This window comes from Pikeienuella sp., assembly GCF_046290545.1.
Taxonomy (GTDB): Bacteria; Pseudomonadota; Alphaproteobacteria; order Rhodobacterales; family Rhodobacteraceae; genus Pikeienuella.
Genome location: NZ_JBKAGV010000009.1, coordinates 158,395 through 172,094, shown reverse-complemented (window position 1 = coordinate 172,094; position 13,700 = coordinate 158,395). Strand labels below are relative to the sequence as shown.

At 72.9% G+C, this 13,700-nt stretch carries 11 protein-coding genes; 8 read left to right on the top strand and 3 right to left on the bottom strand.

Going from position 1 to position 13,700, the window contains the following annotated elements; genetic code table 11:
- Window positions 1-2 precede the first annotated feature (2 nt).
- A complete protein-coding gene (locus ACE37J_RS08085) occupies window positions 3-1,007 on the bottom strand; it encodes an ABC transporter substrate-binding protein (RefSeq protein ID WP_409709778.1) in 1,005 nt (334 codons plus the stop codon).
- A 225-nt stretch (window positions 1,008-1,232) separates the two neighbouring features.
- Between ACE37J_RS08085 and ACE37J_RS08080 the strand changes: the two genes are divergently transcribed.
- Window positions 1,233-2,417, top strand: a complete 1,185-nt coding sequence (locus tag ACE37J_RS08080) for an AAA family ATPase (RefSeq protein ID WP_409709775.1) — start codon at window positions 1,233-1,235, stop codon at window positions 2,415-2,417.
- A 74-nt stretch (window positions 2,418-2,491) separates the two neighbouring features.
- A complete protein-coding gene (locus ACE37J_RS08075; protein ID WP_409709772.1) occupies window positions 2,492-2,815 on the top strand; it encodes an NIPSNAP family protein in 324 nt (107 codons plus the stop codon).
- On the opposite strand, the gene zapE is transcribed toward ACE37J_RS08075, so the two are convergent.
- Window positions 2,812-3,924: a cell division protein ZapE gene (gene zapE, locus ACE37J_RS08070; RefSeq protein ID WP_409709769.1), complete on the bottom strand. Its 1,113-nt coding sequence runs from the start codon at window positions 3,922-3,924 to the stop codon at window positions 2,812-2,814. The genes ACE37J_RS08075 and zapE overlap by 4 nt on opposite strands.
- Window positions 3,925-4,038: 114 nt before the next feature.
- Between zapE and tsaE the strand changes: the two genes are divergently transcribed.
- Genes tsaE through addA form a run of 5 tightly spaced genes read left to right on the top strand, consistent with a single transcriptional unit; the run spans window position 4,039 to window position 12,509 of the window.
- The gene (gene tsaE / locus ACE37J_RS08065; protein WP_409709766.1) at window positions 4,039-4,530 is read left to right on the top strand and encodes a tRNA (adenosine(37)-N6)-threonylcarbamoyltransferase complex ATPase subunit type 1 TsaE; all 492 of its coding nucleotides are present in this window, start codon (window positions 4,039-4,041) and stop codon (window positions 4,528-4,530) included.
- Complete coding sequence (locus ACE37J_RS08060) at window positions 4,527-5,555, top strand: aminoglycoside phosphotransferase family protein (protein WP_409709763.1); 1,029 nt, start codon at window positions 4,527-4,529, stop codon at window positions 5,553-5,555. Before tsaE ends, ACE37J_RS08060 begins: the two co-directional genes overlap by 4 nt.
- The gene (locus tag ACE37J_RS08055; RefSeq protein ID WP_409709759.1) at window positions 5,552-6,250 is read left to right on the top strand and encodes a nucleotidyltransferase family protein; all 699 of its coding nucleotides are present in this window, start codon (window positions 5,552-5,554) and stop codon (window positions 6,248-6,250) included. The genes ACE37J_RS08060 and ACE37J_RS08055 overlap by 4 nt, the downstream gene beginning before the upstream one ends.
- Window positions 6,247-9,195: a double-strand break repair protein AddB gene (gene addB / locus ACE37J_RS08050; RefSeq protein WP_409709756.1), complete on the top strand. Its 2,949-nt coding sequence runs from the start codon at window positions 6,247-6,249 to the stop codon at window positions 9,193-9,195. Before ACE37J_RS08055 ends, addB begins: the two co-directional genes overlap by 4 nt.
- Window positions 9,192-12,509, top strand: a complete 3,318-nt coding sequence (gene addA / locus ACE37J_RS08045) for a double-strand break repair helicase AddA (RefSeq protein WP_409709753.1) — start codon at window positions 9,192-9,194, stop codon at window positions 12,507-12,509. The genes addB and addA overlap by 4 nt, the downstream gene beginning before the upstream one ends.
- A gap of 95 nt (window positions 12,510-12,604) precedes the next feature.
- On the opposite strand, the gene ACE37J_RS08040 is transcribed toward addA, so the two are convergent.
- Window positions 12,605-13,051, bottom strand: coding sequence for a VOC family protein (locus tag ACE37J_RS08040; RefSeq protein ID WP_409709750.1), 447 nt, complete (start codon window positions 13,049-13,051; stop codon window positions 12,605-12,607).
- Between the two features lie 46 nt (window positions 13,052-13,097).
- Here ACE37J_RS08040 and ACE37J_RS08035 point away from each other — a divergent pair, with 46 nt between their 5' ends.
- A complete protein-coding gene (locus ACE37J_RS08035; RefSeq protein WP_409709747.1) occupies window positions 13,098-13,697 on the top strand; it encodes a TetR/AcrR family transcriptional regulator in 600 nt (199 codons plus the stop codon).
- The last annotated feature ends 3 nt before the right edge of the window (window positions 13,698-13,700 follow it).

Below are 13,700 nucleotides of genomic sequence, written 5' to 3'. Positions count from 1 at the left end.
GCTCAGTTCGGCTTCAGGTCCATGCCGACCTTCTGGTTGACGAAGGCGGTCGAGAAGCTCTTGGACCAGTCGATGTCGCCCGAGACGACCCCGGCCTCGACCATCTTGCCGAAGAAATCCTCGACCTTCTCCGGATTGATCGCGCCGATGCCGAGTTCGAGCGCGGCGCCGCTCTCCACGATGCCCTCGGACTTCATCTTCTCGATGGCGTATTCGATCTTGTCGGGCGTGATGTCCGGGTTGTCGGCCATGATCATCGCGTCGGCGGCCGCGCGGTCGCCGTAGAGGTAGTTGTACCAGCCCTTGATGGAGCCCTCGACGAAGCACTTCACCTGTTCGGGCTTCGTGTCGATCGTCTCCTGCATCGTCTCGATCGTCGTCGAATAGTCGGTGTAGCCGGCGTCCGCGATCAGGAACACCTTCGGGGTGAAGCCGCCCTCCTTCTGGATCAGGTAGGGCTCGGAGGAGAGATAGCCCTGCATCCCCTTGTTCTCGTCCGCAAGGAAGGGAGCCGGGTTGAAGGTGTAGGGCTCGCGCTGTTCGGCGGTGAAGCCCTTCGCCTTGATCATCCACTGGTAATAGGACTGGAAGCCGTTGTCCCCGATCAGGAGGGTGAGGTTCTTCAGGTCGTCGAAGGTCTCGGCCTTGCCGGGATGGGCGATGATGACCTGCGGATCCTTCTGGAAGATCGCCGCGACGGCGACGACGGGGATGCCCTCGGCCACCGCGTTGAAGGCCTGCAGCATGTTGCCGCCCATGTGATAGTCGATCCGCCCGGCGAGGAGCAGCGCGCGGTTGTTCACCTGCGGCCCGCCCTGGACGATGGAGACGTCGAGCCCGCAGGCCGCATAGGTCCCGTCGGCGACGGACTGGTAGAAGCCGCCATGCTCCGCCTGGGCGAGCCAGTTGGTGCCGAAGACGACCTTTTCGAGCGCCGCGGCGCCGGAAGGGAGGGAGAGGGCGAGCGCGGCGGCCGCGGCTGCGCCGGAGAGGCGGAAAGCAGACATGGAAGGCTCCTCTGTCGGGGCGATTTTTCGCGAATTATGGCGCGCGCCGCGGATTTGGCGAATCCTAGCCGAGGGAGGGCCGGGATTTCCAGCCCCGGCGCCGCCGGCTTGGTCATTTCGCGGACGCCGCGCCGCATTTCCGGGCGCCGGGAGGGCTTCGTGAATTGATTGACTTTATCTGTTTTGACCTGAGAGTAGGTAAAAACGGATAAAAAGAGTCAATCCATGGATCCGGTCAGAAACCCCTACGCCCCCGGTGCGGGCAATCCGCCTCCCGAACTGGCGGGCCGCGCCGGCATCCTCGAAGACGCCGAGATCGTCTTTCAGCGAACCGCACAAGGGCGACCGGCGCAAAGCATGATCCTTGTCGGCCTCCGCGGCGTCGGCAAGACCGTGCTGCTCAACAAGCTGAGCGACGCCGCCGAGGCCCATGCCTTCCGAACGCACATGATCGAGGCGCATGAGGCGAAGAGACTGCCGCAACTGCTCGTCCCCGGCCTTAGGACGATGCTGTTTCGCCTGAGCACTGTCGAAGGCGCGCGGGCGGCGGCGAACCGCGCCCTGCGCGTGCTGAAGAGCTTCGTAAACGGCGTGAAGTTCAAATACGGAGATATCGAATTCAGCCTTGGCGTGGATGCCGAGACTGGCGCGGCGGACAGCGGCGACCTCGAGGCGGACCTGCCAGCGCTCTTCGTCGCCGTGGGCGAGGCGGCGCGGGCGGCGCTCTCGCCAGCGCTCATCGTGATCGACGAGATGCAGTATCTCTCGGAAGCGGAATTCAGCGCGCTCATTATGGCGGTCCACCGGACCAACCAGCTCGGTCTCCCTCTCCTGCTTCTCGGGGCCGGGCTGCCTCAAATTCTCGGGCTTGCCGGCGAGTCGAAATCCTATGCCGAGCGTCTCTTCACCTATCCGAGGATCGGCGCGCTCGGAGCGGGAGATGCGCGCGACGCCATCGTGACGCCGGCCGCGAAGGAGGGCGTCCAGATCGAGCCCGAGGCGGTGGCTGAGATCGTCCGCATCACCGAAGGGTATCCCTACTTCATCCAGCAATGGGCGTTCGACGCCTGGAACCACGCAACAGGGGACGTGATCAAACGGCGCGACGTGGAAGCCGCCACGCGAACCTCGATCCGCTCGCTCGACGAAAACTTTTTCCGCGTCCGCTTCGACCGCTGCACGCCTTCGGAGAAGCGCTACATGCGCGCGCTCGCCGAATTCGGGCCGGGCGCCCATCGTTCGGGAGACATTGCGGAAATGCTGGGCCTGAAGACGACCAGCGTCGGCCCGACCCGCGGCAAGCTCATCCGCAAGGGGATGATCTACTCCCCGCAGCACGGCGACACCGCGTTCACCGTTCCGCTCTTCGACGCCTATATGCGCCGGGCCATGCCCGAACTCGAACGCTGATCTTCGCGGAACGGGCTTCTCTTCGCCTTCGCGCGGTGCTTCAGTGCGCGCCCGACCAGAACGAGGAAACGCCCATGGCCTTCTACGAACTCCGCCAATACGTCATCCGCCCCGGCTGCATGGCCGAATGGGTGAAGATGTTCGACTCCGTGATCGTCCCCTTCCAGGTGGCGCGGGGGCATGTCGTCGGCGGCTCCTTCCGCGGGGAGACGGACGAGAGCGTCTTCGTCTGGCTCCGCCGGTTCGAGAGCGAGGCGGAGCGGGAGCGGCTCTACAAGGCGGTCTATGAAGACCCGGAATGGACCGGCGTGATCTCCCCCAAGGTCGGCGCGCTGATCGAGCGGGAGACGATCAAGGTCCAGCGGCTGACGCCGACGGGCTCCTCCGTCCTCCGCTAGGCGGCGGCCGCCGCCCAGCTTTCCGAGCGCATCTCGGCGAGGCGGGAGGCCGTGCGCTCGAACTCGAAGGCGCCCTTGCCCTCGGGGTAGAGCGCCTCCGGCTCCGCCTCGGCGGAGATGACGAGGCGCGTCTTCGCCTCGTAGAGCGCGTCGATCAGCGTGACGAAGCGCTTCGCCTCGTTGGCGTTGTGGACGCCGAGGCGCGGCGTCCGGTCCAGCAGCAGGGTGCGCGCGGCGCCGGCGATGGCGAGATAGTCCCCGGCGCCGAGCGGCCGCTCGCAGAGATCGGCGAAGCTCGCCCGCGCGACGCCGTTGCGGAAGCGGGGGATGATAACGTCCCGGCCCGTAACCGTGAGGGTGAGCGGCTCGCCGGGCTGGCCGCCGGTCAGCTCGTCCCAGGTCTCGTCCATCGCCGCGTCGGCCTCGGGTCCGAGCGGCGTGTGATAGACCGGGCGGCCCGTCAGCCGCTCGCGCCGGTAATCCTTCGGGCTTTCGAGGAGGTGAAGGTCCAGCTTCTCCTTGATGAGCGCGATGAAGGGGAGGAAGACCTGCCGGTTCAGCCCGTCCTTGTAGAGATCGTCGGGCGGGCGGTTCGAGGTGGTGACGATCACCGTCCCGCGCTTGAAGAGCTTTTCGAAGAGGCGGCCGACGATCATCGCGTCGGTGATGTCGGTGATCTGCATCTCGTCGAAACAGAGGAGGATCGTGTCGGCGGCGATGGCCTTCGCCACGGTCTTGATCGGGTCTTCGTCCCCCTTCTTTCGGGCTTCGTGGATGGCGCGGTGCGCCTCCTGCATGAAGGCGTGGAAATGCACGCGGCGCTTCTTCGCCACCGGCGCGGCCTCGAAGAAGAGGTCCATCAGCATGGACTTGCCGCGCCCGACGCCGCCATAGATGTAGAGGCCGTTGAGGTCCGCATCCTTCTTCGCCGCCTCCCGCCCCCAGCCGAAGAAGCCGCGGGCGACGCGCTTGCCCTTCCACGGGTCGTAATCCTTCAGCCGGCCGTGGAGGAGCTGAAGTTTCTCCAGCGCGAGGCGCTGCGCCGTGTCGTCCTTCACCGCGCCCGAGGCGATCAGTTCGCGATAGCGCCCGAGCGGCCCCTCCGGCATCCGCGCCTCCCTTCCGGCTGCACTTCCCGGCGCGGATATGAGCGGAAGGCGCCGCGCCTGTCCAGCGCCGGCGCCCCTCGCAAGGCGGGCGGCTCCGCGCTAACAAGGCGGGCAATGGAGCGGATCACGGGACATGCGGGGGGGGCGCGCGGCCTCGCCGACGAGGCGGAGACGGCGCGCGCGGGCGCGGCGCTGGGGCGCGCCTTGCGGGCGGGGGATGTCGTGTTCCTCTCCGGCGGGCTCGGCGCGGGGAAGACGGCGCTGGCCCGCGCCGCCATCGCCGCGCGGCTCGCGGCGGCGGGGCGCCCGGCGGAGGAAATCCCCTCCCCCACCTTCACGCTCGTTCAGGTCTACGAAGCCGACGCGCCGCTCTGGCACGCCGATCTCTACCGGCTCTCCGGGCCGGAGGATGCGCGGGAGCTGGGGCTCGACGCGGCGGCGGAGGAGGGGGCGATCCTCCTCGTCGAATGGCCGGAAAGGCTCGGCGCGCTCGCCCCGGCAAGGCGGCTGGAGATTGCGCTGGAGAGCCCGGAGGCGGGCGGGCGGCTTCTCCTCTGGCGGGGCGTCGGCGGCGGATGGGATCATGTGGCGGAGGCGCTGGCGTGAGCGACGGGCGGGCCGAGGCGAAGCGGGGCTTCCTCGCCGGAGCGGGATGGGGCGGGGCCGCGCTCTCCCCCCTCGCGGGGGACGCCTCGAACCGGCGCTACGAGCGGGCGGCCTCGGGGCGGCTTCGCGCCGTGCTGATGGACGCGCCGGCGGAGCGGGGGGAGGACCTCGGGCGCTTCCTCGCGCTCACGGGCGAGTTGCGGCGAAGGGGCCTCAGCGCGCCGGAGGTGTTCCATGCGGACGAGGCGGCGGGTTTCGCGCTGATCGAGGATCTGGGCGACGCGCTCTTTGCGAGAGTCGCGGCGGCGGAGCCTGCGCTGGAGGCCGCTATCTACGAGGCGGCGGTCGACCTCCTGCCGCTCCTCGAAGGGCCGCCGGCCTTCGCGGAGGGGGCGGGCGCGCGGGCCGATGTTCCGCCCTATGACGAGGCGGTGCTGGTGCGCGAGGCGATGCTGGCGCTCGACTGGTGGGCGGCGGGCGCGGGGCGCCCTGCCCCGGACGACGCGAAGGCGGAGTTCGCGGCGCTGATCTCCGCCGCCTGCGCCGCGCCAGCGCTCTCCCGCCGGGCGCTCGTGCTCAGGGATTATCATGCGGAGAACCTGCTCTGGCTGCCGGAGCGGGAGGGCCATGCCCGCGTCGGCCTGCTCGACTATCAGGACGCGCTGGCGGGGCATGCCGCCTATGACCTGATCTCGCTGACCGAGGACGCGCGGCGGGATGTGCCGGCGCCGCTCCGCGAGGCGCTGCTCGCCCGGCGCATCGCGGCGACGGGGGAGGACAGCGCGGCGTTCGAGGCGGCGGCGGCGGCGCTGGCGGCGCAGAGGAACCTCAAGATCGTCGGCATCTTCGCGCGGCTCCGGCTCAGGGACGGGAAGGGCGCCTATCTCGCGCTCATCCCGCGCGTCTGGGCGCATCTGATGCGGGACCTTGCGCACCCGGCGCTCGCGCCGCTCGCCGCCTTCGTCTCCGCCCATGTCCCGCCGCCGGAGCCGGCGGCGCTGGCGCGCGTGGGGGCGGGCGGGTGAGCGGGCCGGCCCTCGCCATGCTGCTCGCCGCCGGGCGGGGGACGCGGATGGGGGCGCTGACGGCGGCGCGGCCGAAGCCGCTGGTCGAGGTCGGCGGGCAGGCGCTGATCGATCATGCGCTTGACCGGCTGGCGGCGGCCGGCGTTCGGCGCGTCGTGGTGAACCTCCATTATCTCGGCGGCATGATCCGCGCGCATCTCGCCGGGCGGGCTTCGCCGGAGATCGTGTTTTCGGAGGAGGAGGCGCTGCTGGAGACGGGCGGGGGGATGCGGCTGGCGCGCCCGCTTCTGGGCCGGGAGCCGGTCTTCGCGCTGAACGCGGACGCGATCTGGGCGGGGGCGGACCCGCTCGCGTCGCTCACCGGGGCGTGGGACGGGGCGAGGATGGGCGCGCTTCTCCATCTCGCGCGGCGGGAGGATGCGCTGGGGCACAAGGGGCCGGGCGACTTCTTCAGGGACGGCGAGGGGCGGCTGGCGCGGCGGGGGGCGGCGGAGGCGGCGCCCTTCGTCTTCACCGGGGCGGAGATCATCGACCCGGGCGCGCTGGACGATACGCCGGAGGGCCCCTTCTCCCTCAACCTCGTCTGGGACCGGCTGATCGCGGAGGGGCGGCTCTTCGGCGTGGTCCATGAGGGGCGCTGGGCGGATGTGGGGAGCCCGGAGGGGATCGGGCTGGCGGAAGGGTTGCTGCGGTGAGGCCGATCTTCGAAGAGCCCGGCCCGCGCGTCTTCGGCCTGCCGCCGGGCGCGGATTTCGCGGCGTCGCTGGCGCGGGGGCTTCGCGCGCGGCTTGGCGACGCGCCGCCGGAGGCGCTGGCGCGGATCACGGTCACCCTCGCGACGGGGCGGGCGATCCGCGCCGTGGAGCGGGCCTTCGAGGCGGGGACCGAGGCGACGTTCCTGCCGCGGCTCGCGCCCATCGCCGCGCTCGGCGCCGGCATGGCGGAGGCGCCGCCCGCCATCGGCGCGCTGGAGCGGCGGCTGACGCTGACGCGGCTCGTCTCGACCTTCCTCGCCGCCTCGCCGGAAAGCGGCGCGCCCGTGGCGGCGCCCGGCCTCGCCGCCGCGCTCGCCGACCTTCTCGACGAGATGCAGCGCGAGGAGGTTCCGCCCGCGCGGCTCGACGAGGCGGCGGAGACGGACCCGGCGGAGCACTGGCTGCGGACGCTCCAGTTCCTCGCCATCCTTCGGGAGAAATGGCCGGAGCATCTGGCCGCGCTCGATCTTTCGGACCGGGAGGCGCTGCGGCGGCTCGACGTCGCCGCGCTCCTCTCCGAATGGGCCGGGGCGCCGCCCGAAGCGCCGCTCCTCGCCGCCGGCTCGACCGGCTCCACGCGGACGACGCAGGACCTGCTGGCCGCAATCGCCCGCCTGCCGCAGGGCGCGGTGCTGCTCCCCGGCTTCGACTTCACGCTCGACGCGGCGGGATGGGCGGGGATGAACCCCGACCATCCGCAATACGGCGCCCATCTTTTGCTGAAGCGGCTCGGGATGGAGCCGACGGAGGTGCGCCGCTGGGAGAGGGAAGCGGAGCCGACGGCGCGCGCGCGGCTCCTCTCCCACGCGCTTCGCCCCGCCCCGGCGACGGACGGCTGGCGCGCGGCGCTGCCGGAGATCAGGGATTACGCCGGTGCGGCGACGGAGGGGCTGACGCTGATCGAGGCGGAGAGCCCGGCGCGGGAGGCGGAGGCCATCGCCCTCCTGATGCGGGAGGCGCTGGAGCGGGGGGAGCCGCGCGTCGCGCTCACGACGCCGGATATCGGGCTCGCCCGGAGGGTGGCGGCGGAGCTTTCCCGATGGGGGGTCGCGCCGGACATGGCGGCGGGGCGGCCGCTCGGGCTCACGCCGGCGGGGGTCTTCGCGCGGCTCGTGGCGCGGCTCCTCTCCCGCCCCTTCGACCAGGCGGCGCTGCTCGCGCTGCTGAAGCATCCGCTCGCCGGGGCGGGGGAGGAGCGGGGCGCGCTCCGCGCGGCCGTCTCCCGGCTCGAACTGAAGGGGCTGCGCCGCCGGCAGGTCGCGCTCCGCCTCCGCTCCGTCGCCGCAGTCGCGGCGGAGATGGTGAAGGAGGGCGAGGGGGAGGCGCCGCTCGCGGCGCCGGCGCTCCTCCCCGTCCTCGCCGCGCTGGAGCCGATGCCGGAGGCGGCGCCGCTCTCCGCGCTCGTCGCGCGGCACCGGGTGGCGGCGGAGGCGATCGCGGGGGCGGCCTTGTTCGAGAGGGCGGACGGCGCCGCGCTCCTCGCCGCCTTCGAGCGGTTCGGGGCGGCGGCTCCGGCGCTCGGCCCGGAGGCGAGGGCGGCGGAGTACGCCGATCTCTTCGAGGCTGCGCTCGACGACGCCGGGGAGGTGCGGGACCCGGCGGCGGGGGCGGATGCGCGCATCGTGATCGAGGGCCAGCGCGAGGCGCGGATCGGCGGGGCGGGGCTCGTCATCCTCGGCGGGCTCAACGAGGGGACATGGCCGGCGGCGCCGCCGGTGGACCCCTGGCTCTCCCGCCCGATGCGGGCGCGGATCGGGCTGCCGCCGCCGGAACGGCGGATCGGCCTTTCGGCGCATGATTTCCTCTCCGCCGCCGCGGCGCCCCGCGCCGTCCTCTCCCGCGCGGGGAAGGCGGAGGGGGCGCCGACCACGCCCTCGCGCTGGCTCTCCCGCCTCGTCGCGCTCCTTTCCGCCGTCGAGGGCGGAGCGCCGCTCGCCGCGATGCGGGCGCGGGGGGCGGCGGCTCTGGCGCGGGCGGATGCGCTCCGCCGCGCGCCGCCGCCGCCCGCGGCGAAGCGCCCGGCGCCGAACCCGCCGGCGGAGGCGCGGCCGCGGAAGCTCTCCGTCACCGAGGTGGAGGCGCTGATCCGCGACCCTTACGCGATCTACGCAAGGCATGTGCTGAAGCTCCGCCCGCTCGACCCGCTCGGCGCGGCGGCGGATGCGCGGGACCGGGGCGAGGTCCTCCACCTCGCGGTCGAGCGCTTCGTGGAGGAGACGATGGGGCGTTGGCCGGGGCGGGAGGCGGCGGGGCCGCTCTTCGACCGGATCGCGGCCGAGGCCGTCTCCGCCTCCGTCGGCGCGCCGTCGCAGGCTTTGGCCTGGGAGATGCGGCTCGCCCGGCTCCGCGACTGGTTCCTCGCAGAGGAGGAGGCGCGGCGGGCGGAGGGGCGGCCGGCGGCGCTGGAGGCTTCGGGGGTTCTGGAGTTCGTCACGAGGGGCGGCGACTTTACGCTGCGGGGGCGAGCGGACCGGGTGGACGCGCTGGAGGAGGGCGGGCTCGCGATCTACGACTACAAGTCGGGCGCGACCCCATCGAAGGAGCAGGCGCGCATCTTCCAGAAGCAATTGCCGCTCCTCGCGCTCATCGCGGAGGCGGCGGGATTGGAAGGCGCGCCGCGCGCGGCGGCGCGGAGGCTCGCCTATATCGCGCTTTCCGGGGCCGGCGAGGGGGGGAAGACGGTGGAGATCGAGCCGGAGGCGGATGCGCTCGCCCGGCTCGTCGCGCTGATCGAGGCGTTCGAGACGGACCGGCCCTATATCCCGCGTGCCTATCCGGAGGAGAGCGGCTTCGCCTCGGACTATGACCATCTCTCGCGGTTCGGCGAATGGTCCGACCGGGTGGCGGAGGAAGCGCCGCCGGGCGCGCCGGAGCCGGGGCCGTGAGCGCGCCCGTGAGCGCTGTCGAGGCGCAGCGGCGGGCGGCGGACCCGGCGCGCTCCGTCTGGGTCGCGGCGAACGCCGGCTCGGGCAAGACGCGGGTGCTGACGGAGCGCGTCGCGCGGCTCCTGCTCGACGGGGCGCGGCCGGAGGCGATCCTCTGCCTGACCTACACCAAGGCGGCGGCGGCGGAGATGCGGAACCGGCTCTTCGACACGCTCGGCAAGTGGGCGATGATGGAGGATGACGACCTGCGCGGCGCGCTCCGCGCTCTCACCGGCGAGGAGCCGCCGCAGGAGCTTGCGCCCGCGCGCCGGCTCTTCGCGGCGGCGATGGAGACGCCGGGGGGGTTGAAGATCCAGACCATTCACGCCTTCTGCGACGCGCTGCTCCGCCGCTTCCCGCTTGAGGCCGGCGCCCCGCCCGGCTTCCGCGTGATGGAGGAGCGGGAGCGGGCGGCGGCGATCTCGGCTCTCCTCGACGATATGGCGCGGGCGGGCGGGGCGGACCGGGCGGCGCTCGCCGGCGTCGCGGCGGAGCGGAACGAGGACGGGCTCGCCGCGCTCGCGGCGGCGGCGGCGAAGCGGGCGGAGCTTTTCCCCGACCCGCCGGACGAGCCGGCGCTCTCCGCCGCCTTCGGCGTTCCGCATCCGCCGGACAGGCTCTCGGCGCGGATGGCGGCGCTTTCCGCGCTGGACCGGGATGCGCTCCGGCGGATGATTGCGGCGTGGGCGCATGGCGCGAAAACGGACAAGGGGCGCGCCGCGACGCTGGAAGCCGCGCTCGGGCGGAACGATGACGGACTTGCGGACGCGCTGGACGCGGCTGTCCTCAAGAAAACCGCCGATGAGGGCCTCAAGGACCCCGCTTCGAAAGGCGCACAAGCAGCGGAGCCTGACTGGCAGGCGCTTTGCGAACAACTTGTCTCTGTCGCGCTGGAGGTCCGCGAAGCCGGGCGCGCCGCCGATGCGGCGGAGCGGGCGATCCGGCTCGCGCGGTTCGGCGGCGCCTTCGTCCGGCGCTGGCGGGCGGCGAAGGCGGCGCGGGGGATGCTGGATTTCGACGATCTCGTGGGCCGCGCCCGCGATCTCCTCACCCGCTCCGACATGGCGGCCTGGGCGCTCTACCGGCTCGACGGCGGGGTGGACCATATCCTCGTCGACGAGGCGCAGGACACGGCGCCGGCGCAATGGGCGGTGATCGACGCCATCGCCGCCGAGTTCCGCGCCGGGGAAGGCGCGCGGCGCGGAGGGCGGACGAGCTTCGTCGTCGGCGACGAGAAGCAGTCGATCTATTCCTTCCAGGGGGCGGATGCGGAGATGTTCTCCGCCAAGCGGGCGGAACAGCGGAGGCTCCTCGCGCCCTTCGGCGGGCTGGCGGAGGAGGCGCTGGAGGCGAGCTTCCGCTCCGCCCCCGCGATCCTCGAAGCGGTGGACGCCACGTTCAACGGGGAGCGCGGCGAGGGGCTGACGGCCGAGGGCGTCCCGCCCCGCCACAAGGCGTTCTTTGCGGAACGCGCCGGGCGGGTGGAGCTCTGGCCGCTCACCGAGCCCGACGCGAAGGCGGAGGCGCCGGAGCCCTGGGCGCCGGTGGACCTGCCGGGGCGGCGCGACGCGCGGGTGAAGCTGGCGGTGAAGGTCGCCGAGCGCGTGGCGGCGATGATCGGGAAGGAACCCCTGCCCGGCGCAAGCGCGCGGCCGGTGGAGGCGGGGGACATCCTGATCCTCCTCCGCAAGCGCGCGCCGATCATGGGGCCGCTGGTGACCGAGCTGAAACGCCGCGGCGTGCCTGTGGCGGGGGCGGACCGGATTTCGCTTTCCGAAGCCCTCGCGGTGAAGGACCTCTCCGCGCTCATGCGCTTCGCGCTGACGCCGGAGGACGACCTGACGCTCGCCGCCCTCCTTCGCTCGCCGCTCTTCGACGTGGACGAGGAGGGGCTCTTCGACCTCGCCCATGGCCGGAAGGGAACGCTCTGGCGCGCGCTGGAGGCGGCGGAGGCGCGCTGGCCGCGGGAGGTTCGGCTGCTGCGCGAGGCGCGGGCCATGGCGGACCGGACGGCGCCCTTCGAGTTCCTCGAACGCGCGCTTCTCGCCCCGGACGAGGCGGGGCGGGACGGGCGGCGCCGGCTCCTCCATCGGCTCGGGCGGGAGGCGGAGGATGCGATCGACGAGCTGCTCTCCCTCGCCCTCGCCTATGAGGCGGAGGAGATCCCCTCCCTCGAAGGGTTCCTTGCGTGGCTGGAGGCGGGGGAGAGCGAGATCGCGCGCGAGCGGGGGGAGCCGCGCGGCGAGGTTCGCGTGATGACGGTGCATGGCGCGAAGGGGTTGCAGGCGCCCGTCGTGATCCTGCCCGACACGACCGGCAGGGCGACCTCCGGCAAGCCCGATCCGGTGGTGGAGATCGAAACGGGGGCCGGCCCCCGCGCGGCCTGGCGCGGATCGAGGGAGGCGGAGCCGCGCCTTCTCGCCGCGATCCGGGAGCGGGAGGCGGAGGCCGAGGCGGCGGAGAGCCGGCGGCTGCTCTATGTCGCCATGACCCGGGCGGAGGATTGGCTGATCGTCGCCGGCGCCGGGGAGGAGGACAAGGAGAAGGAGGGGGCCGGGGCGCGCTGGCGCGACCTCGTCGCCGCGGGCATGGCTGAACTCGGCGCGAAGGCGGGGGAGGACGGCGTTCTCGTCCACGAGACGCCGGGCGTGGGGAAGACGCCGCGGATCGCCGCCGCGGCGGCGATTGCGGAGGCGGAGATGGAGGGCTGGATGGCGGCGCCCCCCGCCCCGGCCCCGCAGGCGCAGCGCCGCCTCGCCGCCAGCGCGCTCGGGGACGGGGAGGTCGCGGGCGGGGCCGGGGCGGGCGCGGAGGCGGCGCGGCTTCGCGGCGTCGCCGTCCACGCCGCGCTCGAACGCGGCCTCGCGCCGGGGGACGAGCCGCTTCTCGCCCGGGTCATGCGGGCGGAGGGGACGGCGCCCGCGCCCGACGCGCTGACCAAGGCGCTGGAGATCGCCGTGCGCGCCCGCGCCGCGCCGGGCGCCGCGCGCTTCTTCGCGCCGGAGGCCGTGGCGGAGGCGCCCGTCTCCCTCCTCCTCGACGGGGCGCGGGTTGCGGGCCGGATCGACCGGCTGGTGGTGGCGGAGGGTTCGGTCGCCTTCGTGGACTTCAAGACGGATGCGCGCCCGCCCGAGGGGCCTTCGGGCGTTCCCGAAGCCTATCGCCGGCAGATGGAGGCCTACGCCGCCGCGCTCCGGCGCCTTTATCCGGGGCGGCGGGCGGAGGGGTTCATCCTCTGGACGGAGGCGGGGCGGCTCGACCTTGTGACCGGCTGAGGCGCCGGGCCGGGCGTGTGCACACAGTGTGCAGAGGGGTCAAGCTATTGATTTCGTGATGAAACGGAAAATTTCGAAATTTTGTGCGCAAGGGCTCACCCCGCCATCATCTCCGCCCAGCGGCGCTGCATCTCCTCCGGCGCCACCGCCTCCGCCTTCTCGGCGATGAACCAGCAATGGCCGAACGGATCGGCCAGCAGCCCGCTCCTGTCGCCGTGGAACTGCGCCTTCACCGGGCGAAGCTCCGTCGCGCCGAGGGCGAGGGCGCGGGCGAAGGTTTCCGCCGCGTCCTCGACATAGAGATGCATCTTGACCGGGGAGCCGCCGAGGCTTTCCGGCGAGAGCGCGCCGAAATCCGGATACTCGTCCGCCAGCATCAGGAGCCCGCCGCCGAGCGAAAGCTCGGCATGGCCGATCCGCCCGTCGCCCGGATCGACGAGGCGGAACCGCTCCTCGGCGCCGAACGCCTCCCGATAGAAGGCGATCGCCGCCTCCGCGCCGCGGACGCAGAGATAGGCGGAGAGGGCGGGGTCGGCCTGCATTGCGAATCTCCTTGCGCTTTTTATTTACGTTACGTATCGTTTCATAATGAGTAAAGCGGAATCTTCCCCCCAGTCTTCCCAACGCCGCGGCCGGCCCCGGAGCGAGGCCGCGCGCGACAAGGCGCTCGAAGCCGCGCGGGCGCTCCTGGCCGAGGGCGGGCCGGCGCGGCTGACGGTGGAGGCGGTCGCGGCGCGGGCGGGGGTGGGGAAGCCGACGATCTATCGCCACTGGGCCAATGCGCAGGAACTGGCGATGGCGGCCCTCCTTGCCGAGCCGGAGACTGGGCCGGCGGCTTCGCGGCCCGGGCTCTCCGCGCTCGCGGCGCTGCTGGAGGAGACGGCGCGGCGGCTTTCCTCCCGCGAGGGGCGGCAGAGCGCGCTGCTGCTGGCCAGCGCGGAGCAGGACGGGGAGATGTTCAAGGCGTTCAGGAACCGGGTAATCCTCGACGGGCGGCGGGCGGCGCGGGGGCATCTGGAGGCGGCGGCGGCAAGGGGGGAGATCCGGGGCGATCTCGACCTCGACCTCGCGCTCGACATGGTGTTCGGCGCGCTGTTCCTGCGGATGCTGGCGGGGCATGCGCCGCTCGCGCCGGGGCTCGGGGCGGCGGCGGTGCGGATGCTGGCGGAGGGGGCGGGGCGGCGCTGAACC